The organism is Pseudomonas sp. M1, from assembly GCF_022760135.1.
Lineage (GTDB): Bacteria > Pseudomonadota > Gammaproteobacteria > Pseudomonadales > Pseudomonadaceae > Pseudomonas > Pseudomonas citronellolis.
Genome location: NZ_CP094343.1, coordinates 1169749 through 1191712, shown reverse-complemented (window position 1 = coordinate 1191712; position 21964 = coordinate 1169749). Strand labels below are relative to the sequence as shown.

The window sequence follows — 21964 nt, the reverse complement described above, 5'->3', positions numbered from 1 at the left end:
CCAGCGACTTTCCCGCAACAAGGGCCTGCGCCTGCTGTGGCCGGCCATGGCCCTGAGCAGCCTCGCCGCCCTCTACGGGCAGAGCAGCCAGGCCGCCGACCTGGTGCCGCCGCCGGGCTACTTCGCCGCGGTCGGCGAGCGCAAGGGCGACGCCGACAGCTGCCCGGCAGTGCCCACGCCCTACACCGGCTCGCTGCAGTTCACCAGCAAGTACGAGGGCTCCGACTCGGCGCGTGCCACCCTCAACCTGGCCGCCGAAGGCAAGTTCCGCGAGCAGATCAAGGACATCACCGACATGGAGCGCGGCACCACCAAGCTGATCACCCAGTACATGCGCAGCGGCCACAAGGGCGACCTGGACTGCGCGCTGAACTGGCTGACCACCTGGGCCCGGGCCGATGCGCTGGAAAGCGGCGACTTCAACCACACCGGCAAGTCCATGCGCAAATGGGCCCTGGGCAGCCTGTCCTCGTCCTACCTGCGCCTGAAGTTCTCCAGCAGCCGCCCGCTGGCGGCCTACCCGCAGCAGGCGGCGCAGATCGAGCAGTGGTTCGGCAAGCTCGGCACCCAGGTGGTCAGCGACTGGAGCAACCTGCCGCTGAAGAAGATCAACAACCACAGCTACTGGGCGGCCTGGTCGGTGATGTCCACCGCCGTGGTGACCAACCGCCGCGACCTGTTCGACTGGTCGGTGCGCGAATTCAAGGTGGCGGCCAGCCAGGTCGACGCCCAGGGCTACCTGCCCAACGAACTCAAGCGCCGCCAGCGCGCCCTGTCCTACCACAACTACAGCCTGCCGCCGCTGGCGATGATCGCCGCCTTCGCCCAGGTCAACGGCGTGGACCTGCGCCAGGAAAACAACGGCGCCCTGCAGCGCCTGGCCGAAAGGGTGATGCAGGGGGTGGACGACCAGCAGGACTTCGACCGCCGGACCGGCAACGACCAGGACATGAGCGACCTGAAGGAAAACAGCAAGTTCGCCTGGCTGGAGCCCTACTGCGCGCTCTACAGCTGCGCGCCGAAGACCCAGGACTGGCGCAGGAAGATGGAGCCGTTCAACAGCTTCCGCCTCGGCGGGGATGTGACGAAGGTGTTCAACCGCGGCAACGGCGGGAGCTGATGCGCTCAATGGGAGTGGGGTGCAGGCCGGCACGTGCCGGCTGACACAACGGTTTCCACCTGCACCGAACAGTCCCCTCTCCCTTCAGGGAGAGGGAAAGAACCTCCCCGCAACACCGAAACACCCGGCTGAACCCCGCAACGAAGACGGGCCCAGCCACCCCCGACCCAAGCGCAAAAAGACGCCGGGCGGGCGCACCACCTTAGCGACACAACGGGGAGGAACTGGCGGGTGACACCGGCCTTTTCCTTGCGCGCCGACAGGCGCCGGAAGGGCTGGAGCCACCCTGGGTACGAAGCTCCAGAGCGAGACGGGCAATGGTCTTTTCTTCCAACGTGTTCCTGTTCCTGTTCCTGCCGATCTTCCTCGGCCTGTACTACCTGAGCGGGAACCGCTACCGCAACCTGCTGTTGCTGGTGGCCAGCTACGTCTTCTACGCCTGGTGGCGGGTGGACTTCCTCGCCCTGTTCGCCGGCGTGACCCTGTTCAACTACTGGATCGGCCTGCGCATCGGTGCCGCCGGCGTGCGCACCCTGGCGGCCAAACGCTGGCTGATCCTCGGCGTGGTGGTCGACCTGGCCGTGCTGGGCTACTTCAAGTACGCCAACTTCGGCGTCGACAGCCTCAACCAGATCATCACCTCGTTCGGCATGCAGCCCTTCGTGCTGACGCACATCCTGCTGCCCATCGGCATCAGCTTCTACACCTTCGAGTCGATCAGCTACATCATCGACGTGTACCGCGGCGACACCCCGGCCACGCGCAACCTCATCGACTTCGCGGCCTTCGTGGCGATCTTCCCGCACCTGATCGCCGGCCCCGTGCTGCGCTTCAAGGACCTGGTGGACCAGTTCAACCACCGCACCCACACCCTCGACAAGTTCGCCGAAGGCTGCACCCGCTTCATGCAGGGCTTCGTCAAGAAGGTGTTCATCGCCGACACCCTGGCGGCCCTGGCCGACCACTGCTTCGCCCTGCAGGACCCGACCACCGGCGACGCCTGGCTGGGCGCCCTGGCCTACACCGCGCAGCTGTACTTCGACTTCTCCGGCTACAGCGACATGGCCATTGGCCTGGGCCTGATGATGGGCTTCCGCTTCATGGAGAACTTCAACCAGCCCTACATCAGCCAGTCGATCACCGAGTTCTGGCGGCGCTGGCACATCAGCCTGTCCACCTGGCTGCGCGACTACCTGTACATCAGCCTGGGCGGCAACCGCGGCAGCACCTTCCAGACCTATCGCAACCTGATCCTGACCATGCTCCTGGGCGGCCTGTGGCACGGCGCCAACGTCACCTACATCATCTGGGGCGCCTGGCACGGCGTATGGCTGGCCATCGAGCGCGCCCTGGGCGTGAACGCCGCGCCGCGGGTGCTCAACCCGCTGAAATGGGCCTTCACTTTCCTGCTGGTGATCGTCGGCTGGGTGATCTTCCGCGCCGAGAACCTGCACGTGGCCTGGCGCATGTACGCAGCCATGTTCAGCTTCGGCGACTGGAGCCTGTCCGAGCAGAGCCGCGCCAGCCTCACCGGCCTGCAGGTCGGCACCCTGGTGGTGGCCTACGTGGTGCTGGCCGTCTTCGGCCTGCGCCAGTTCTACAACCAGCCGCTGCAGAGCAAGGCGCCCAAGGCCGCGGCCAAGACCGACGACGTCACCGCCGACGGCCCGGCCAGCGCCCAGCCGCGCAGCCCGCAGGACGCCGAGAACGACCCGGCGGCCATCGCCTACTCGCGCAGCGGCGCGGCGGTGTACCGCCCGCACTGGCTCACCCAGCTGCCCGTGCTGGCCACCCGCGTGGCCCTGCTGGCGCTGTTCGCCGCCTCGGTGCTGAAGCTCTCGGCGCAGAGCTACTCGCCCTTCCTCTACTTCCAGTTCTGAGCGAGGCCGGACCATGCAACCGACTCCTTACGTTTCCAAGATCAGCAAACCCCTGCAATACGCCTACGTCGCCGCCTTCGGCGGGATACTGCTGGGCCTGGCCGGCTGGTCGCTGAAGGCCTTCCCCAGCTTCGCCGCCGCCGAGGGCACCACGGTGCTCAACGGCAAGCTGGCCCACGCCTTCGAAGGCCACTACGACGACCAGTTCCCCATCAAGCGCCTGGGCACCAACCTCTGGGCCGCGCTGGACTACGCCCTGTTCGACGAAGGCCGCCCGGGCGTGGTGATCGGCAAGGACGGCTGGCTGTACACCGACGAAGAATTCAAGCCGGCGCCCAGCCAGACCCAGCTGGACGACAACTGGGCCCTGGTGCGCGGCGTGCAGCAGGAGCTGGAGCGCCGCGGCGTGAAGCTGGTGCTGGCGATCATCCCGGCCAAGGCGCGCATCTACCCCGAGTACATCGGCAAGGAACAGCCGGCCCAGTTGCACGTCGGCCTCTACGACGAGTTCCTGCAGCGCGCGCGCCAGGCCGGCATGGCCGCGCCCAAGCTGCTGGACACCCTGGAGCAGGCCAAGAACAACGGCCAGGTGTTCCTGCGCACCGACACCCACTGGACGCCGCTGGGCGCCGAGGCCGTGGCCCAGCGCCTGGCCCAGAGCATCCGCGAGGGGCAGAACCTCGACCTGCCGCAGCAGACCTTCATCACCGACGCCAGCAAGGCCACGCCACACAAGGGCGACCTGCTGACCTTCCTGCCCCTGGACCCGCTGTTCAGCGAACTGCTGCCGGCGCCGGACCAGCTGCAGGCGCGCCAGACCCACCCGGCCGAAGACAACGCCGCGGCCGGCGGCGACCTGTTCGGCGACAGCGCCGAGCCGCAGGTGGCCCTGGTGGGCACCAGCTACAGCGCCAACCCGCACTGGAACTTCGCCGGCGCGCTCAAGCAGGCGCTGTCCACCGACCTGATCAACTACGCCAAGGAAGGCAAGGGCCCCCTCGAACCCATGCTCGAACTGCTCAAGGACCCGGGCTTCCAGCAGAAGCCGCCGCGCCTGCTGGTGTGGGAATTCCCCGAACGCTACCTGCCGATGCACAGCGACCTCAGCCAGTTCGATGCCGACTGGCTGGCCCAGCTGCGCGCGGCCGGCAACCGTGACGAACGCCTGGCGGCCAACCCGCCGGGCCTGACCGCGGCGCACTGAGCGCCACGCCAAGGGCGCCAGCGCGCCCCATGAAAAAGTGAAGACGGAGGTACACCCCATGACTCGTTCCAAGACCCTCGGCTGGAAATCCCCCGCCCTGGCACTGGCCCTGGGCCTGGCCGCCTTCGGCGCCCACGCCGGCGAAGCCGCGCTCTACGGCCCGCAGGCGCCCAAGGGTTCGGCCTTCGTGCGGGCCTACAACGCCGGCAACAGCGAACTCTCGGTGAGCGTCGGCAACGCCCAGCTCAACGACGTATCGCCCCTGGGCTCCAGCGACTTCAAGTTCCTCCCGCCGGGCAACTACACCGCCAAGGTCGGCAGCCAGAGCCTGCCGGTGAAACTCGACCCGGACGCCTACTACACCCTGGTCAGCCAGCCCGGCGGCCAGCCCAGGCTGGTGCCCGAGCCGCCCTTCAAGAACAAGCAGAAGGCCCTGGTGCGGGTGCAGAACCTCAGCGGCCAGGCGCTGACCCTGAAGACCGCCGACGGCAAGACCGAAGTGGTCGGCAACGTCGCCCCGCAAAGCCACGGCGACCGCGAGATCAACCCGGTGAAGGTGAACCTGGCGCTGTTCGAGGGCGGCAAGAAGGTCAGCGACCTGAAGCCCGTCACCCTGGAACGCGGCGAGGTGGTGTGCCTGTACGTCACCGGCGAGGGCGGCAAGCTGTCGCCGGTGTGGGTCAAGCGGCCGGTGAAGGCCGACTGAGTTAGATGGCGATGACGTGCCGACGTGAAGTCCGCCCCCTCTCCCTAACCCTCTCCCTGAAGGGAGAGGGGACCGTTCGGCATCAAGCGCAACCCTGGCGCTCGCCGGCAGTGAAGGAGCGGCCGGTTGGCACAGTCCTCGCCGATCGCACGGATAGCCCCCTCTCCCTTCAGGGAGAGGGGGCCGTTCGGCATCAGGCGCAACCCTGGCGCTCGCCGGCAGTGAAGGAGCAGCCGGTTGGCACAGTCCTCGCCGATTGCACGGATAGCCCCCTCTCCCTTCAGGGAGAGGGGGCCGTTCGGCATCAGGCGCAACCCTGGCGCTCGCCGGCAGTGAAGGAGCAGCCGGTTGGCACAGTCCTCGCCGATTGCACGGATAGCCCCCTCTCCCTTCAGGGAGAGGGCTGGGGAGAGGGGCTCTTACCCCCCACACCCAATCACCAAAACGAACACCACAAAAAGACCGGCCACACCGGCAGAAAAAAACCAGCGAGCTGCCAAGACGGCCCGCACGGAGAGGTCACCCGAAACGGTAACGGCGCCCGGCGCCCCACAGAACGCATGAACGCTTTAAGGAGAAACCCCACATGATTCCCGTCATTCTTTCCGGTGGTAGCGGCTCGCGACTCTGGCCCCTTTCCCGCAAGCTGTATCCCAAGCAGTTCCTGGCCCTGGCCGGCGAGCACACGCTGTTCCAGCAGACCCTCGAGCGTCTGGCCTTCGAAGGCATGGAGCCGCCGCTGGTGGTGAGCAACAAGGAACACCGCTTCATCCTCCAGGAACAGCTCGAACAACTGAAACTCAAGACCCAGGGCATCCTGCTCGAACCCTTCGGCCGCAACACCGCCCCGGCCGTGGCCATCGCCGCCATGAAGCTGGTCGCCGAGGGCCGCGACGAACTGCTGCTGGTGCTGCCGGCCGACCACGTGCTGGAAGACCCGCGCGCCTTCCAGCGCGCCCTGGCCCTGGCCACCGTGGCCGCCGAGAAGGGCGAGATGGTGCTCTTCGGCGTGCCCGCCAGCCGCCCGGAAACCGGCTACGGCTACATCCGCGCCAACGCCGACGACAAGCTGCCCGGCGGCGTCGCGCGGGTCGAGCGCTTCATCGAGAAACCCGACGAGGCCCGCGCCCGCCAGTTCGTCGAGGAAGGCGGGCACTACTGGAACAGCGGCATGTTCCTGTTCCGCGCCAGCCGCTTCCTGGAAGAACTCAAGCGCCACGACGCCGACATCTACGACACCTGCCTGCTGGCCCTGGAGCGCAGCCAGCACGAGGGCGAGGTGGTCAACATCGACCCGGCCACCTTCGAGTGCTGCCCGGACAACTCCATCGACTACGCGGTGATGGAAAAGACCCAGCGCGCCTGCGTGGTGCCCCTGGCCGCCGGCTGGAACGACGTCGGCAGCTGGTCGTCGATCTGGGAAGTGCACGACAAGGACGCCAACGGCAACGTCACCAAGGGCGACGTGCTGGTGCACGACAGCCGCAACTGCCTGGTGCACGGCAACGGCAAGCTGGTCTCGGTGGTCGGCCTGGACGACATCGTCGTGGTGGAAACCAAGGACGCCATGATGATCGCCCACCGCGACCGCGTGCAGGACGTGAAGAAGGTGGTCAACGAACTGGACGCCGCCGGCCGCAGCGAAACCCAGAACCACTGCGCCGTGTACCGCCCCTGGGGCAGCTACGACTCGGTGGACATGGGCGGCCGCTTCCAGGTCAAGCACATCACCGTCAAGCCCGGCGCGCAGCTCTCGCTGCAGATGCACCACCACCGCGCCGAGCACTGGATCGTGGTCAGCGGCACCGCCCAGGTGACCTGCGACGACAAGGTGTTCCTGCTCACCGAGAACCAGTCCACCTACATCCCCATCGCCTCGGTGCACCGCCTGGCCAACCCCGGCAAGATCCCGCTGGAGATCATCGAAGTGCAGTCCGGCAGCTACCTGGGCGAAGACGACATCGAACGTCTGGAAGACGTCTACGGTCGAACCGAAGAGAGCGGCATCCGCGCGCAGGTAGCCGCTCGCTAGTTGAAGGACGGCGTCTCCCCCATCGATGCCAATCGCCCCCAGGCCTTGTGCCTGGGGGTTTTTCTTTGTGCGCGGGGAATGGCGTGGGTGGGGCGGCGATGGGTATCGCTTCGCTCAACCCATCCTACGAGCCTGCCTTGCCGACCACGCCGGGGAGCGCATAACGCCAACGGTTCCCGGGGAGCACGGTCGTAGGACCTTGTCCGCGATAACCGGACATACCGGCGCGATTCGCGGATAAGATCCTCCTACGCCGCCCCACCCGCGCCATTCCCATGTAGGAGCGCGCCCTGCGCGCGAATCGCGGGCAGGGCCCGCTCCTACGACCGTGCCCCCCGGAGGGTATAACGCCAACGGTTCCCGGGAGGCACGGTCGTAGGAGCAACTGTCTTTCACTGCTGCACGGTACCTGTTCTCCAGCAGGTACCGTCCCTGACCATGGCGTTCAACCGCACGATGAGCACACGCATGCAGGCCACCAGGGCAACCTTGGCGCATCGACCGTTCTCGCGCAGGCCTTGGTAGCGGCGGGCGAAGTCTTCCTGATAGCGAATAATCGACAAGGTCGTCATGTACAGGATGCGCCGGATCATTCCTCGTCCTCCCCGGATTCGGCGCTGTCCCGACTTCTGCCCGCTGTCGCTGTTGTACGGGGCCAGGCCCACCAGGGCGGCGATCTGGCGGCGGTTCAGTTGTCCCAGCTCCGGCAGATAGGCCAGCAGCCCAGCCGCGGTGACCGGCCCCACGCCTTTGACTTGGCATAATTGCTGGGCCTGTTCTGCGTCCACGACGTTCATCGCTTTGGCAATTTCCTTGTCATAGCCGCGGATCGTTTCTTTAAGCGCCTTGATGGCGCCTTCCAGGCATTGGCGGACGAAGGAGTCCCGGGCTTGATGCAAACGACGACGTTCATCATCGCGCTGGCTGACCAGTTGCTCTCGGCGTTGCACCAATTCCCGTAGCCGCTCGCGCTCTGGCGAAGGCACCGTGCTGGGCGCTTCCTCCAGCGTCTGCGCCAGATGCGCCAGGACGGCTGCATCGATGGGATCGGTCTTGGCCAGCTTGCCCATGGCCGTGGCAAAGGCTCGCACCCGTGTGGGGTTAAGCCGTGAAACCCTATGACCGGCACGAGACAGGCTGAACATCACTCCGCACTCATAACCGCCGGTCGCCTCCAGCACGATACGTTCGGGCTTTTCCTCGGCGAACAGCGCCAGCAACTGCTGGTGGCCCTGCTCGTCATTGGAAACGCTGAAGCTCTTGCCTTGTGGACGCAGCCATACGGCCAGCGAATCCTTGGCGACATCGATACCGACCCAACACGTCATGACCAAACCCTCGTAAACTGCACGGCGAGAGCACTCTGACTGCCCACGCTTGTGGTTCGAGGTTTAGCTCGTTCAACTGTTCGGGCTTGAGTCAGAGGACGGCGGGAGGCAGCTTGGGCTCCTACTCGTGCTCGCAACACCGCGGACCTGCAGCTTGCCTCCCGTCGCTCTCACCTTCGATCCTATCGAAAGTCGCTGACACAAGCGGACCTTGTCCGCGATAGCCGGACATACCGGCGCGATTCGCGGATAAGATCCGCTCCTACGCCGCCCCACCCGCGCCATTCCCCTGTAGGAGCGCGCCCTGCGCGCGAAATCGCGGGCAGGGCCCGCTCCTACAGGTTGCCGGGGAGCACGGTATTCCTCCTCCCCTGTAGGAGCGGACCTTGTCCGCGATAACCGGACATACCGGCACGATTCGCGGATGAGATCCGCTCCTACGCAACCCCACCCGCGCCATTCCCATGTAGGAGCGCGCCCTGCGCGCGAATCGCGGGCAGGGCCCGCGCCTACAGGTATCAGCCTTCGAGCAGTTCCACGCTCTCCGGCGCGCGGCGCATCAGTACACGGCCGTGGCGGATGGAATACAGCGCCTTGGTCTGCTGGCGCACCGCCTCGTAGTCGCTGTCCACGCCCAGCACCAGCAGGTTGGCCGGGCGGCCGGCGGCGATGCCGTAGCGCTCGCCCAGGTTCAGCGCGCGGGCGCTGTTGTCGGTGACCAGGTCGAGGCTGCGCTGCAGGTCCTCGAAGCCCATCATGTGGCAGATGTGCAGGCCGGCGTCGAGCACGCGCAGGATGTTGCCGTTGCCCAGCGGGTACCACGGGTCCTTGATCGAATCCTGGCCGAAGCACACGTTCATCCCGGCGCGGTCGATCTCCGCCACGCGGGTCACGCCGCGGCGTTTCGGGAAGCTGTCGAAGCGGCCCTGCAGGTGGATGCTCTCGGTCGGGCAGGAGACGAAGCTGATGCCCGAACGCTTGAGCAGGCGGAACAGCTTCGAGCAATAGGCGTTGTCGTAGGAACCCATGGCCGTGGTATGGCTGGCAGTGACGCGCGCCCCCATGCCACGCACCCGCGCCTCTTCGGCCAGCACTTCGAGGAAGCGCGAATTGGGATCGTCGGTCTCGTCGCAGTGCACGTCCACCAGGCAGCCAGTGCGCTCGGCCAGGTCCATGAGGAACTTGATCGAACTGACGCCCTGCTCGCGGGTGTTCTCGAAATGCGGGATGCCGCCGACCACGTCCGCGCCCAGGCGGATCGCCTCTTCCATCAGCCCGCGGCCGCCCTCGTAGGACTCGATGCCCTCCTGCGGGAAGGCGACGATCTGCAGGTCCACCAGGTGCTTCGCCTCCTCCTTCACTTCCAGCATCGCCTTGAGCGCGGCCAGCGTGGGATCGGTGACGTCCACGTGGGTGCGCACGTGCTGGATGCCGTGGGCGGCCAGCATGCGGATGGTGGTGTGGGCGCGGGCCTTGGTGTCTTCGTGCGTGATGGTTTCCTTGCGCTGCGCCCAGCGCTCGATGCCCTCGAACAGGGTGCCGCTCATGTTCCATTGCGGCTCGCCGGCGGTGAGGGTGGCGTCGAGGTGGATATGCGGCTCCACCAGCGGCGCGATCACCAGTTGCCCGGCGGCGTCGAGGTCATCGCCGGTGGCGGCGACGCTGGCCGCCTGGGGCAGCACCTCGGCGATGGTCTCGCCCGCGCAGCGGATGGTGAACAGGCCGGTTTGCTTGCGCAGCTTGGCGTTGACGATCTTCATTGGGTTGGCTCCTCAGGCTGGGCGCTGCGCGGATGCCGAATGCGCAGCGCCATGAATGGGTTCAGGCGCGCGGCTCCGCCACGCCGGCGCGGGCGCGGGCGATCTCGCCGAGCACGATGTAGCAGGCCGCCGAGGCGCCGATGCCCACCAGCGGGGCTATCCACGGCGAGGCATAGGCCAGCGCCGCGCCCACGGCGTAGGACAGCAGCCCGGCGACGTTGAACGCCGGGATGTGCGGGCCGACCAGCGCCGGGTAGTTGCCGCGGTGGCGGTGCCAGAAGTCGGCCATGATCACCCCGCCCAGCGGCGGAATGATCGAGCCCAGCAGCACCAGGAAGGGAATCAGCCACTCGTACATGCCGCCGATGGCCAGGACGATGCCCACGCCCGCGGCGAGCAGCGTCATGCTGCGTCGGCGCTCGCTGCGCACCAGGTGGCAGGCGGCGGCGGAGACGTTGTAGATGGTCGGGCCCTGGATGGTCCAGAGGTTCAGGCAGAGCATGATCACCGCGGCGAACGACAAGCCCTGCAGCACCATGACTTCGACGATGTCGGCGTTCTGGTAGACGATGGCGCACCAGGCCCCGGCGACGATCATCAGGCCGTTGCCGACGAGGAAGCTGATGACGCTGGCGGCCACGGCGATGCGCCCGCTGCGCGCCATGCGCGTCCAGTTGGTGGCCTGGGTGGCGCCGCTGGCGAAGGTGCCGAAGACCATGGTCACGGCGGCCGAGAAGGTCATGCCGGTGCTCGGCTGCACCGCCAGCAGCCCGGCCCAGCCGCCGGCCTGGCGGGTGGCGATGACCATGGAGGCCACCAGCAGCACGAACATCAGCGGCACCGACACCCGCGACAGCAGGTCCAGGCCCTTGAAGCCGATGATCGCGGTGATGCTGAAGCCCAGGCCGAACAGCACCATCAGCGGGATGGTCAGCCAGCCCGGCAGGGCCAGCATCTTCACCAGCACGATGGCCACGGTGGCGGTGCCCCAGGCGTACCAGCCCAGTTCGGCGAAACCGAGGAGGAAGTCCGACAGCTTGCTGCCGCGCTCGCCGAAGCAGAAGCGCCCCATGAGCACGGTGTTCAGCCCGCTGCGCGAGGCGATCAGGCCCAGGGCGGCGGCGTAGACGGCCAGCAGCGTGTTGCCGACGACGGCGACCCAGAGCATGTCGACGAAGTCGAAGGCCATGCCGATCTTGCCGCCGGCGAACATGGTGCCGGTGAAGAAGGTGAAGCTGAACAGGACCATGGCGATGGGCAGCAGCCCTTTGCGCCCTTCCCTGGGCGTGGCGCTCAGGGGGAATTCACTGGGGGAACTCATGGATGTCTCCGCGAGGTGGGTTGGATGTCTGTCGGCCTGGAGCAAGGAGCGGGCCGGAAAAGCCGACGGGTAACAACGCGGAAACCTTTGAGCATGACGAACATCGATGAATGTTCAGAATGCACACTTCCCGAGGGAAATATGCCGCCGCGTGCCTGCTCAAATGTGCATTATGCGGATTCCGCAAATGCAGCGCAGCGTCCGACGCACCAGATTCGCGCACAATCTTGACCCAGGTCGTGGCCATCCGTCGAAGTCGTTCCAGAAGCGACGGATTTGCTAGGCTGCTGCCCCAGGCCCATCCCGGACGCATCCATGTTCTTCGGCATCCTCCTCATCGTCACCTGGATCATCCTCCTGCTGCGCTACCCCGCCCGCGCCCTGCCGATCTCGGCCGCGGCCCTGGTCGGCCTGGGCCTGGTGGTGGCCCTGGCGATCTGGCAGGACAGCCTCGACCAGCGCCGCCTGGAGCGCCTGGAACTGCGCATCCGCTATGCGCCGACGCTGTGCCCGGCCGACCGCCCGCTGCGCGTCGACCTGAAGAACGGCAGCGACGCGCCGCTGCTGGAACTGCGCTGGAAGGTCGCCGCCTACCGCCCCGGCGACACTACCGACCTCGCCGAGAACCTCTACGAAGCGCCGCGCTACCGCGGCCCAGGCGCGCTGCTCGGCGGCGATGCCTGGAGCGACTGCCTGCCGCTGCCGGCGCTGCGCCCGGGCTACCGCGCCAGCACCCTGGAGTTCCGCGCCGAGCGCATCGAAGGGCGCTTCGGCGACTGAGTTCACCCGCGCGGCGCAATCGGCTAGGGTAGGCGCCGAACACCCACGCGCCCACGCCAAGGAAAGCCGCCATGCCCCAACCCGTCGCCCTCATCACCGGCTGCTCCAGCGGCATCGGCCGCGCCCTGGCCGAGGCCTTCCAGGGCGCCGGCTACAGCGTCTGGGCCAGCGCCCGGCGCGACGAAGACGTGGCCGCCCTGGGCCAGGCCGGTTTCCGCGGCGTGCGACTGGACGTGGACGACGGCGCCGCCATCGCCCGCCTGGCCGAGCAGCTGCAGCGCGAGGCCGGCGGCCTGGACGTGCTGGTCAACAACGCCGGCTACGGCGCCATGGGCCCGCTGCTGGACGGCGGCGCCGAAGCCCTGCGCCGGCAGTTCGAGACCAACGTCTTCGCCGTGGTCGAGCTGACCCGCGCCTGCTTCGGGCTGCTGCGCGAACGCCGTGGGCTGGTGGTGAACATCGGCAGCGTCTCCGGCGTGCTGGTCACCCCCTTCGCCGGCGCCTACTGCGCCTCCAAGGCCGCGCTGCACGCGCTCAACGAGGCGCTGCGCCTGGAGCTGGCGCCCTTCGGCATCGGGGTGCTGGAAGTGCAGCCCGGCGCCATCGCCTCCAGCTTCGGTGCCAACGCCGGGCGCACCTGGCAGGCGCTGGTGGACGACCGCTCGCCCTGGTGGCCGCTGCGCGAGTTCATCCGCGCCCGCGCCGGCGCCTCCCAGGACAAACCCACCCCGGCCGCCGAACTGGCCCGGCAACTGCTCGCCGCCGTGCAGCGCCAGCCACGCCCGCGCCTGCTGCGCGTCGGCCACGGCAGCCGCGCCTTGCCGCTGCTGGCGCGCTGGCTGCCCAGCGGCCTGCTGGACAAGGCCCTGAAGAAACGCTTCGGCCTGGACGGGAGCCTCTAGCCATGCCCATCCGCACCCGCTACTACGCCCTCGCCGGCATCCTCGTCGCCATGGTCCTCAACGTGCTGCTGCGCACTCTGCTGCGCTACGGCCTGGTGCCGGTGAACCTGCTGGTGGCGCTGGCCATCGGCGCCGGCATGGCGTTCTTCTTCGCCCGCCGCGTGGGGCGCCTGCCCAGCGTCGGCGAGCGCTGGCGCCTGCTCGGCTTCTACGCCGCCGGCCTGGCCCTGCTGTACCTGGCGCTGGTGGCCCTGGCCGCCTGGCGCAACCCGCCGAGCCACGCCGCGCTGCTGCTGTACCTGGTGAACTACCTGGTCTACCCGCTGGCCGCCTGGTGGTTCTTCCGCCCGCCGGTGCAGGCGCGCTTCCTGCCCCGCTGATCGCCGCGGGGCGTCTTCACGCTTTTTTCACAATCTTTTCATCCGGGCTTTATCGCCCGCCGCCTACTGTCTGCGCTCCGCCAGCCAGGAGGCCCCCATGCGCCCCGCCCTGCCCTTTTCCGTCCTGCGCCATTGTCTGCTCGCCTTCGCCCTGGTCACAGCAGCGGCCCATGCCGACGAGCGCCCCGCCGACTGGGCGCAGCCGGTGGACAAGTCGTTCAACCTCTACCGCATGTCGCCCAGCCTCTACCGCAGCGCCCTGCCCGACGGCCAGGACCTGCCGCTGCTGCAGCAGCTCGGCGTACACACGGTGCTGAGCTTCATCAAGGACGACGACAAGGCCTGGACCGGCGCCGCACCGCTGCAGATCCTCAGCTTCCCGACCCACGCCGACCGCGTCGACGACGCCGACGTCATCCGCGTGCTCAACCTGCTGCAGGCCGCCCAGCAGCAGGGCCCGGTGCTGATGCACTGCAAGCACGGCAGCGACCGCACCGGGCTGTTCTCCGCCATGTACCGCACGGTGGTCCAGGGCTGGAGCAAGGAAGACGCGCTCAAGGAAATGCGCGAGGGCGGCTTCGGCAGCGCCGACGACATGGCCGACGCCATCCACTATGTGCAGAACGCCGACGTCGACGCCATCCGCCAGGCCATGGCCGAGGGCCGCTGCAGCCCCAGCCCGTTCAGCCTGTGCCACCTGCGCGGTCTGGTGGAGGTGCCGGTGGCCCCGGCGCCGGAGAGCGTCGCCCAGGCCCGCCCGGCCAGCTGAAAGCATTCACCTGCCTGCCCGCGGTGCGCTAGGCTGGGGCTTTTCCCCGCGACAGGCTTGCCATGACCTCCCCACGCTTCAGCGCCGTCACCCACACCCGTCTCATCGACCACGCCGGCCTGGATGACTTCTGCGCCGGCTACGACGGCTTCCTCCTCGACCTCTGGGGCGTGCTGATCGACGGCGCCGAGGCGTTCCCCGGCGCCCTCGCCTGGCTCCGCCGCCGCGCCGCCGAGGGCCGCCCGGTATGGTTCCTCAGCAACGCCTCGCGCAGCGTCGTGGAAATGGCCGACACCCTGGAAAGCCTGGGCGTGCCGCGGGAGCTGTACGCGGGCATCACCACCTCCGGGCAACTGACCATCGACGCCATCGAGCACGACGCCCAGCTGCAGCGCGGCGGCATCTGCATCGCCGGCGTGGCCGACGCCCTGGGCACCTGGCCGGCGCACATCCGCGAGCGCTTCGGCACGGATATCCACAAGGCCACGCTGATCCTCGGCGTCGGCAGCTTCCCCCAGGACGAGCTGGAGGCGCGCTTCGAACCGCTGCGCCAGGCCCTGGAGCTGCCCTTCCTCTGCGCCAACCCGGACCGCGTGGTGGTCTCCGCCGGGCGCACGGTGTTCGGCGCCGGCCGCCTGGCCGAAGCCTTCGCCGAGGAAGGCGGCCAGGTGCGCTGGTTCGGCAAGCCGGACCCGGCGGCCTTCCGCATCGCCGAACGGCAGCTGCAGGCGCGCGGGGCACAGAACATCCTGTTCGTCGGCGACTCCCTGGTGACCGACGTGCCCGGCGCCCTGGCCGCGCGCATCGACACCCTCTGGCTGGCCGCCACCGGCATCCACCGCCAGGCCCTGGGCGTGCCCTTCAACGGCGAGCTGGACGCCGACAAGGTGCAGGCGCTCCTCGACGGCTACGCAGTCCGACCGCACTTCGCGGCGCCCGGGTTGGTCTGAAGTCAGGACGACAGCCGCGGGAAACCGCCCCATGCACGAACTCCTCGACCTGCTGCAATGGCCGGCGATGCTGGTCACGGTACTGGCCGCCTGGCTGGTCGGCTCCCGCGAGCGCCGGCGGCGCAAGCTCGGCTTCTGGACCTTCCTGGCCAGCAACGCCCTGTGGATAGCCTGGGGCCTGCCGGCCAAGGCCTACGCCCTGGTGCTGCTGCAACTGTGCCTGGCGGCGATGAATATTCGCGGCAGCTACAAGAACCGGCGCAAGGGGCGCGATGCCTGAGCTCCGGGTTCGAATCCGCAGCGGCCGGGGGCCAAGGTCAAACGGCGGATAACGCCGTAGGCGTTATGCGCCCTACGCAACACCCAGCCATGGCGTAGGGCGAATAACCGTTCGCGGTTATCCGCCGATACACCCAAGCCCATGCCCGGCTCCACGGTCAGGATCGGAGCCCCGTAGGATGGGTCGAGCGAAGCGATACCCATCGCCATGGCCACAGCGAGATCCGCTCCCGCGGGCAGGCACGGCTTCTCGTAGGAGCGAGCAAGAGCGCTTCGGGGCTCACCAACCCTTGAGCTGGTCCCAGCGCCAGTTGCGGAACTGGTAGATCAGCGTGCCCAGCAGGCCGTAGGCGGCGGCCATGCCGAGCAGCACCAGGATGCGGTCGGAAACCGCCGAGAGCGGCAGGTTCATCTGGTTCATCTCCACCACTGCGCGGATCGCCCAGGTGGAGGGGATGCCGTTGGCCAGCCACTGCACCCACTGCGGCATGGCCTGGGGCGGCCAGGTGAAGCCGGCCATGTAGAACAGCGGCAGGGTGATGAAGGTCATGGTCAGGTACACCGCCTCTTCCGAGGGCAGCAGCTCGGCGAGGAATTCGCTCAGGGCGATCACCGCCAGCAGGAAGGGCAGCACCAGGCCCATGAGCATGAAGAACGAGGCGGTCTGCCGGTAGCCCATGATCCACGGCCAGATCACGTAGAAGAGCATGGCCAGCACCGTCCAGATCAGCAACTGCGCGGCGTAGCGGCCGAAGCGCGTGGACGGCGGCTGGCGCAGCGAGCGCGGGGTGCCGCCGCGCAGGTTGAGGTTCACCCGCGTGCAGGACAGCAGCAGGCTGTGCTGCAGGATCAGCGTCACCAGCCCCGGCAGGACGATGGCGGCGAAGCTGGTGCCGGGGTTGAACAGGTCGGTCAGCTGGCCCACCACCGGGCTCAGCAGCACCTCGGCCTGGCTCGCGCTGAAGCCGTTGTGCAGCAGCAGGTGGGCGTTGTAGCGCAGCGTCAGCTCGTTGTAGGTGGCGCTGATGTCCTGCTGGATCTGCCCGTTGGCCATGCGGTTGGTGGCGTCGCCGAAGATCGGCACGCTCACCGCCTCGCCGCGCAGCACGCGCTTTTCGAAGTCCACCGGGAGGATGACGATGCCGAACAGCCGGCGCCAGGCCAGGTCGTGCTGCGCCGTGGGCAGCTCGCTGTAGCTGCGCACGGCGATCTTGGGCGCGGCGTCGAGCAGGCGGATCAGCTCGCGGGAGGCGGCGCTGTGGTCCATGTCGATCACCGCCACCGGCAGGTCGTCCATGGTGCGGTGGGCGTAGGGCAAGGTGGTCAGCGCCACCGACAGCACGGTCAGCAGCCACAGCGGTTTGCCCAGCATGTTCTTCAGGGTCTGCCTGAGGACGCTCCAGAAGTTCCCCATGGCGCCTCCTCAGGCCGGGCTCAAATCGAGGCGCCGGCGCAGGCGCAGCTTGGCGATCATGTAGGCCAGCAGCGGGTAGACCAGCAGCCGGCAGCAGGCGTACAGCCCGGATTCCGGCGGGGCCTGGCGCAGGAACTGGTCGAACAGGCCGTGCAGGGTGTGCGTCAGCGGCTCGGCCAGGCTGATGAAGCGGGCGATCTCGGGCATCGCCAGGTCCGGCAGCAGCACCCCGGAATAGGTCTGCGCCACGCCGATCAGCAGGCCGATCAGCGAGTAGGCGCTGAAGCGGTTGGCGGTGAAGATGAACAGCACCAGGCCGACGCTCTGCGCGGCCATCACGTAGCACACGGTGATCGCCAGCATCCACAGCGGGCTGCCGTTGATCTTCGCGCCGTTGAGCGTCACCAGCAGGAACAGCTCCAGCATCAGCAGCGCGCTGAACAGTAGGGTGTAGGGCGCCAGCTTGCCCAGCAGGCGCACGCCCAGCGCCCGGGCGCGCAGGATGTGCGGCGAGGAGGCGCGCAGCTCCGGGGCCTCGCGGGCCAGCACGTGGACGGTGGCGACTATCACGAACAACTGCAGCAGGTGCACGATGGCAGCGAACTGCTGGTAGTAGATGTAGTTGCCGCTGGCGTTGAACAGGCTCTCGTAGGCCACGCTGATGCTCGCCAGCTTCGGCAGCGGGGCGCCCGCGCCGGCGGCCAGGTAGGGGCGCAGGTCCTGGTTGACGCCGGCGACCAGGCCGCTGAAGTCCTGGGTGGAATAGAAGCCGGCGGAATAGAACAGCGAGTTGTAGTAGAGCACCGCGCGCGGCTGGCGCCCGGCCAGGGCGTCGGCCTCGAAGTCGCGGGGGATGTACAGCAGCGCGTAGTCGTCGGCCGCGCGCAGGCGCCGCAGGCCTTCCTGCAGGCCGCCGCCGAGCACCTCGACCTGGGCGTGGGAACCGGCGTCCAGCTCGCGCACCACGCGCCGCGACAGGTGGCTGTGGTCGGCGTCGACCACGGCCACCGGCATGTCCAGCAGGGTGCCGGCCTGGTAGATGCCGCTGATCAGGGTGAACAGCAGCAGCGGCCATAGCCAGCCGAGCCAGTGGATGGTCCAGCTGCGCACCGCGATGCGCGTCTCGGTGTTGAACGCCTGGGCGAAGCGCAGCAGGTTGCGCCTTATTGCTGCCATTGCCACAGCGCGCTCATCCCCGGACGCAGGCCCGGCACCGCTTGCAGCGGGTACAGGCGGACCTCGAAGGTCTTCAGGTCGAAGTCGCCGGTGGCGCGGGTGGCGCGCTTGGTGGCGAAGTCGCCCAGCGGGGCGATGTAGCGCACCTCGGCCTCCACCTCGGCGTCTCCCAGCGCCGGGATGCGCAGCTTCACCTTGTCGCCCTTGCGCACCTTGGCAAGGATGTCCTCGCGCAGGTTGAACACCAGGTAGCTGTCGGACAGCCGCACCAGGGTCAGCAGCGGGCTGTAGGCGTTGATCAGCTCGCCCTCCTCCGCCGGGATCGGCCCGACCTCGCCGTCCACCGGGGCGAGCACGGCCAGGTCGTCGGTCTGTGCCTGCAACTCGGCGATCTGCGCGTCGGCGCGGCGCACCGCGGCCTGCAGCGCCTGGCGCACTTCCTCGCGGTCGCCGCGCTGGCCCTGGTCGAGGTTGGCCTGGGCCTCGGCCACCTGGTTGCGCGCCACGTCGCGGGCGCGCCGGGTGGTGTCGAGCTGGGCCTGGGAGACGAAGCCGCGGCCGGCCAGTTCCTCGTTGCGCTGGAAGTCCAGCTCGGCGTTGCGCAGCTCGGCCTGGGCCTGCTGCAGGCTGGCCTGGAGGGCGCGCAGGGTTTCCTCGCGGGTGCCGTGCAGGGATTCGTCGAGCTGCGCCTGGGCCTGGCTGCGCCCGGCGCGCAGGGAATCCAGCTGGGCCTGCAGCTCCGGGCTGCTCAGGCTTATCAACAGTTGGCCCTTCTGCACGTCGTCGCCACGCCGCACATGCAGCGTCTCGACGCGGCCCTTGGCCTTGGAGGCGACTATGACTTCGGTGGCGTCCGCCTCGCCTTGCAGCAGCAAGGGCTGGGTGTGCAGACGCAGGTACAGGGTGATGGAGATGATTATCAGGAGCAGCAGGGGTGCGAACAGCTTCCAGCCCTTCATCGTGCGGGTCTTCCCTCGGCGGCGCGAATTATTCCGATGTTAGTGCATCGCGGCCACCAAGGGGGCCATTGCTGCTCGAAGCGCCGTCAGCGCTCGTCGTCCTGCAGCAGCGCCTGCTCGCCCTTGCCCGACGGCGCCGAGGGGAAGCGCGAGGAGGCGTAGCGCACCACCAGGATGGCCAGGGCCAGCAGCAACAGGGCCACCGAGACCAGGATGATGCCGTCGTCGGGCACGTGGTTGTGCTGGATGTCGGCGATCATCAGGCGCGTCAGCGCGGTCATCGCCACGTAGATCAGGAAGCGCACCGGCATGTGGTTGGTCTTGAAGTAGATGCCGACCATGGCGCCCAGTTCGAGGTAGATGAACAGCAGCAGGATGTCGTCGATGCTCGCGTGGCCCTTCTCGAACATCTCGACGAAGGCCACCGCCGCCGACCAGAACACGGTGCCGCCGATGGCGAACAGCGCCAGGTAGTGGAACCCTTCCACCAGCAGGTTGCCCAGCGACTCGGCCATTCCGTGCATCTGCTGGCGCATGCGTTCGGCCCATTGCAGTTTCATCCGTCGACTCCCGGTTCGATAAAGCGATTGTTGGCTTGGTACGTGCAAGACACACGCCATTGACCCTGGGCAGCAATAGCCTGCCGAGGCTGCGGCAATATGAATGCGAACTTTGCTGACGCCTTCCAGTCCATGAAGGGTCACGCCACCACGCAGGCAGGATCGAAGATGGAAAGCCCCTTCCAGGTACTCACCGATGCATTCCAGGCCCAGTTCCGGGTCAATTTCAGCCTCGAACGGCCGGACGGCAGCATCGTGCTGACGCTTTCCACCGAAGCCGGCGTGGCGGCCAAGCGGCTCATCCGCAACGCCCAACTGCAGGACGCCGAACAGCTGCAACGCCTGATCCAGAGCATCCGCTTCGGCATCGCCATCGAGCAGGGCGACAGCGCCCCGCGCCTGCTGGCGGACATGACCGCCGGCCGCGCCCTGCGCATCGCCTCCTGAGCCTTCCCCCCGCGCGCCCGGCCAGCATGCCGGGCGCCGCCGCCGCGCGCCATCCACCAGCCCCGCGCCAACTTGTCGCATGCCCTGCCATGGCCCCGCGTGCCCCGAAGCGGTTCGCCGGCCATACTGGCCTTCTGCGATTTCCCTCTTCCCAGGGGCCGGGCGATTGCCTTATGCTTAACTGTATAAATAAACAGTATTTACTCCCCCAGACAGCAAGAAGGCATACGAGGTGATGAATGGCCGTCGAAGTGGTGTACCGCAGCAGCCGCGATCCGGAGCGCCTGTTCATGGATAAGGCAGAAGCCGACCGGCACGACAAGATGCTCGAACTGGCGGAGAACCTCGCCGCCGTCCTGCACAAGGCGGTGCCCTCGCTGAACGAGGAGCAGGTGGAGGAAGTGGGCATCTTCATGGCCCGCCACCGCGACACCTTCGCCCGCGCCTTCAAGAACCAGCCCGACGCCCTCGGCGAGTTGTTTGCGGAAGGGGAATAAGCACCGGGGGGCTCTGCGGGACAGGTCCCGTGCTTCCCGGCTACCTGTAAGAGCGCGCCCTACTCGCGAAATCGCGCGCAAGGTGCGCTCCTACAGAGGAATGGCGCCTTCCGGCAGCTATGGTGTTTCGGGGTGACTCCGCACCCTCTCCCCAGCCCTCTCCCTGAAGGGAGAGGGGGCTTGTCCGTGCCGAGAGGAGGAATGGTTTCAGCCGGTAATTTCTGTGCTAGCCGGCTAACGCCGAAACATCAACATCTGCCCAACGGTCCCCTCTCCCTTCAGGGAGAGGGTTAGGGAGAGGGAAAGGCGCTTCCCTCATGCAGCAGCGTCCCAGGGAAACTCCATTCGCGACCCAATAGCCCCCGCTGCAGCCTGTCATCCCCCATGCCCGTAGAGAATCCGCTCGGCAAGCATGTCGGCCACCCGCGCCGGCGAGCGGTGGTCGGCCTGGGCGTGGGCGAACACCTCGGTGAGGCGGTTGCCGATCTGCGCCAGGTGCGCGGTGATCGCCGGCAGCTCCTGGCCCTGGTGCTGCAGGGCGACGTAGATCAGCCCGCCGGAATTGATCACGTAGTCCGGCGCATAGAGGATGCCGCGGGCTTCCAGTTCGTCGGCCACGTCCGGGTGCGCCAACTGGTTGTTCGCCGCGCCGGCCACCACCGCGCAACGCAGCTGCGCCACCACCGGCGAGCTGAGCACCCCGCCCAGGCCGCAGGGCGCGAGAATGTCGCAGGGCGTGGTCAGCAGCGCCTCGTTGGCGATGGGCTGGGCACCGAACTGGTCGACGGCCAGTTGCACCTTGCCCGGGTCCAGGTCGCTGACCAGCAGTTCGGCGCCGGCGGCGTGCAGGTGTTCGCACAGGGCGTAGCCCACGTGGCCCAGCCCCTGCACGGCGATGCGCAGGTCCTCCAGGTCGTCGCTGCCCAGGCGCGCCTGGGCGCTGGCGCGGATGCCGGCGAATACGCCCAATGCCGTGTGCGGCGAGGGATCGCCGCCGCGGGTGGTGCTGGTGACGTGCTCGGTGTGCTGGGCGATGCAGTCCATGTCGGCGCTGGAGGTGCCGCTGTCCACCGCGGTGACGTAGGCCCCGCCGAGGCTTTCGATGAAGCGGCCGAAGGCCTCGAACAACGCGCCGCGGTTATCTACATGGGGCGCGCGCAGGATCACCGCCTTGCCGCCGCCCTGGCGCAGGCCGGCCAGGGCGGCCTTGTAGCTCATGCCCTGGGCCAGGCGCGCAGCGTCGCGCAGGGCCGCCTCGTCGTTGGGATAAGGCAGGTAGCGGCAGCCGCCCAGGGCCGGGCCCAGGCGGGTGCTGTGGATGGCGATGACAGCCCGCAGCCCGGTGGCCGGGTCGTAGGCGAGGTGCAGTTTCTCTAGCCGGGTGGCTTCCATCATGTCGAACATGGCGGCGCTCCCTTGCTGGCGCGTGAGGGTCGGCCGGCGGCGCCTGCCGCGGCCGGCCCCTTCAGTATAGGCAGAGGCGCCGCGGGCCAGCGGCGG

The 21964-nt window shown here is 68.1% G+C and carries 21 protein-coding genes; 13 read left to right on the top strand and 8 right to left on the bottom strand.

Annotated elements, in window-relative coordinates; genetic code table 11:
- Window positions 1-46 precede the first annotated feature (46 nt).
- From PM1_RS05350 to PM1_RS05330, 5 genes are all read left to right on the top strand, one after another.
- Complete coding sequence (locus tag PM1_RS05350) at window positions 47-1120, top strand: mannuronate-specific alginate lyase (RefSeq protein WP_152604511.1); 1074 nt, start codon at window positions 47-49, stop codon at window positions 1118-1120.
- Window positions 1121-1437: 317 nt separating this feature from the next.
- On the top strand, window positions 1438-3000 hold the full coding sequence (locus tag PM1_RS05345; RefSeq protein ID WP_009616081.1) for an MBOAT family O-acyltransferase: 1563 nt from the start codon (window positions 1438-1440) through the stop codon (window positions 2998-3000).
- A 13-nt stretch (window positions 3001-3013) separates the two neighbouring features.
- A complete protein-coding gene (locus PM1_RS05340; protein ID WP_009616080.1) occupies window positions 3014-4204 on the top strand; it encodes an alginate O-acetyltransferase in 1191 nt (396 codons plus the stop codon).
- 58 nt (window positions 4205-4262) lie between these two features.
- Window positions 4263-4910, top strand: a complete 648-nt coding sequence (gene algF / locus PM1_RS05335) for an alginate O-acetyltransferase AlgF (protein WP_009616079.1) — start codon at window positions 4263-4265, stop codon at window positions 4908-4910.
- Between the two features lie 586 nt (window positions 4911-5496).
- Window positions 5497-6942, top strand: coding sequence for a mannose-1-phosphate guanylyltransferase/mannose-6-phosphate isomerase (locus PM1_RS05330; protein ID WP_009616078.1), 1446 nt, complete (start codon window positions 5497-5499; stop codon window positions 6940-6942).
- A gap of 392 nt (window positions 6943-7334) precedes the next feature.
- Here PM1_RS05330 and PM1_RS05325 read toward each other — a convergent pair whose 3' ends face one another.
- The 3 genes from PM1_RS05325 to codB all read right to left on the bottom strand — a co-directional run bounded on the left by PM1_RS05325 (window position 7335) and on the right by codB (window position 11351).
- Complete coding sequence (locus tag PM1_RS05325; RefSeq protein ID WP_009615021.1) at window positions 7335-8270, bottom strand: IS110 family transposase; 936 nt, start codon at window positions 8268-8270, stop codon at window positions 7335-7337.
- Window positions 8271-8788: 518 nt separating this feature from the next.
- Window positions 8789-10030, bottom strand: a complete 1242-nt coding sequence (codA, locus tag PM1_RS05320; RefSeq protein ID WP_009616077.1) for a cytosine deaminase — start codon at window positions 10028-10030, stop codon at window positions 8789-8791.
- A 61-nt stretch (window positions 10031-10091) separates the two neighbouring features.
- Window positions 10092-11351 (bottom strand): cytosine permease, encoded by a 1260-nt coding sequence (gene codB / locus PM1_RS05315; protein ID WP_009616076.1) that lies wholly within the window; start codon window positions 11349-11351, stop codon window positions 10092-10094.
- 315 nt (window positions 11352-11666) lie between these two features.
- On the opposite strand from codB, the gene PM1_RS05310 reads away from it, so the two are divergent.
- The 6 genes from PM1_RS05310 to PM1_RS05285 all read left to right on the top strand — a co-directional run bounded on the left by PM1_RS05310 (window position 11667) and on the right by PM1_RS05285 (window position 15412).
- Window positions 11667-12131, top strand: a complete 465-nt coding sequence (locus PM1_RS05310) for a hypothetical protein (protein WP_009616075.1) — start codon at window positions 11667-11669, stop codon at window positions 12129-12131.
- Between the two features lie 71 nt (window positions 12132-12202).
- Window positions 12203-13033 (top strand): SDR family oxidoreductase, encoded by an 831-nt coding sequence (locus tag PM1_RS05305; protein WP_009616074.1) that lies wholly within the window; start codon window positions 12203-12205, stop codon window positions 13031-13033.
- A 2-nt stretch (window positions 13034-13035) separates the two neighbouring features.
- Window positions 13036-13413 carry a hypothetical protein gene (locus PM1_RS05300; protein WP_009616073.1) on the top strand — a complete coding sequence of 126 codons (378 nt, stop codon included), beginning with the start codon at window positions 13036-13038 and terminating at the stop codon, window positions 13411-13413.
- 97 nt (window positions 13414-13510) lie between these two features.
- Window positions 13511-14182 (top strand): tyrosine-protein phosphatase, encoded by a 672-nt coding sequence (locus PM1_RS05295; protein ID WP_009616072.1) that lies wholly within the window; start codon window positions 13511-13513, stop codon window positions 14180-14182.
- 62 nt (window positions 14183-14244) lie between these two features.
- Complete coding sequence (locus tag PM1_RS05290; protein WP_009616071.1) at window positions 14245-15132, top strand: TIGR01459 family HAD-type hydrolase; 888 nt, start codon at window positions 14245-14247, stop codon at window positions 15130-15132.
- Between the two features lie 31 nt (window positions 15133-15163).
- The gene (locus tag PM1_RS05285; protein ID WP_009616070.1) at window positions 15164-15412 is read left to right on the top strand and encodes a hypothetical protein; all 249 of its coding nucleotides are present in this window, start codon (window positions 15164-15166) and stop codon (window positions 15410-15412) included.
- A 279-nt stretch (window positions 15413-15691) separates the two neighbouring features.
- Here PM1_RS05285 and PM1_RS05280 read toward each other — a convergent pair whose 3' ends face one another.
- The 4 genes from PM1_RS05280 to PM1_RS05265 all read right to left on the bottom strand — a co-directional run bounded on the left by PM1_RS05280 (window position 15692) and on the right by PM1_RS05265 (window position 19520).
- Entirely contained in the window at window positions 15692-16825 is a 1134-nt protein-coding gene (locus tag PM1_RS05280) for an ABC transporter permease (RefSeq protein WP_009616069.1), read from the bottom strand.
- A 9-nt stretch (window positions 16826-16834) separates the two neighbouring features.
- Window positions 16835-18007, bottom strand: coding sequence for an ABC transporter permease (locus PM1_RS05275; protein WP_024128467.1), 1173 nt, complete (start codon window positions 18005-18007; stop codon window positions 16835-16837).
- Window positions 17989-18960, bottom strand: a complete 972-nt coding sequence (locus tag PM1_RS05270) for an HlyD family secretion protein (protein ID WP_009616067.1) — start codon at window positions 18958-18960, stop codon at window positions 17989-17991. Before PM1_RS05270 ends, PM1_RS05275 begins: the two co-directional genes overlap by 19 nt.
- Window positions 18961-19046: 86 nt before the next feature.
- Complete coding sequence (locus tag PM1_RS05265; RefSeq protein ID WP_009616066.1) at window positions 19047-19520, bottom strand: phosphate-starvation-inducible protein PsiE; 474 nt, start codon at window positions 19518-19520, stop codon at window positions 19047-19049.
- A 168-nt stretch (window positions 19521-19688) separates the two neighbouring features.
- Between PM1_RS05265 and PM1_RS05260 the strand changes: the two genes are divergently transcribed.
- A complete protein-coding gene (locus PM1_RS05260) occupies window positions 19689-19967 on the top strand; it encodes a DUF3509 domain-containing protein (RefSeq protein ID WP_024128466.1) in 279 nt (92 codons plus the stop codon).
- 239 nt (window positions 19968-20206) lie between these two features.
- On the top strand, window positions 20207-20464 hold the full coding sequence (locus PM1_RS05255) for a YebG family protein (protein ID WP_009616064.1): 258 nt from the start codon (window positions 20207-20209) through the stop codon (window positions 20462-20464).
- Between the two features lie 375 nt (window positions 20465-20839).
- Here the strand turns inward: PM1_RS05255 and PM1_RS05250 are convergent, their stop codons facing one another.
- Complete coding sequence (locus tag PM1_RS05250; RefSeq protein ID WP_009616063.1) at window positions 20840-21868, bottom strand: Glu/Leu/Phe/Val dehydrogenase family protein; 1029 nt, start codon at window positions 21866-21868, stop codon at window positions 20840-20842.
- Between the last annotated feature and the right edge of the window lie 96 nt (window positions 21869-21964).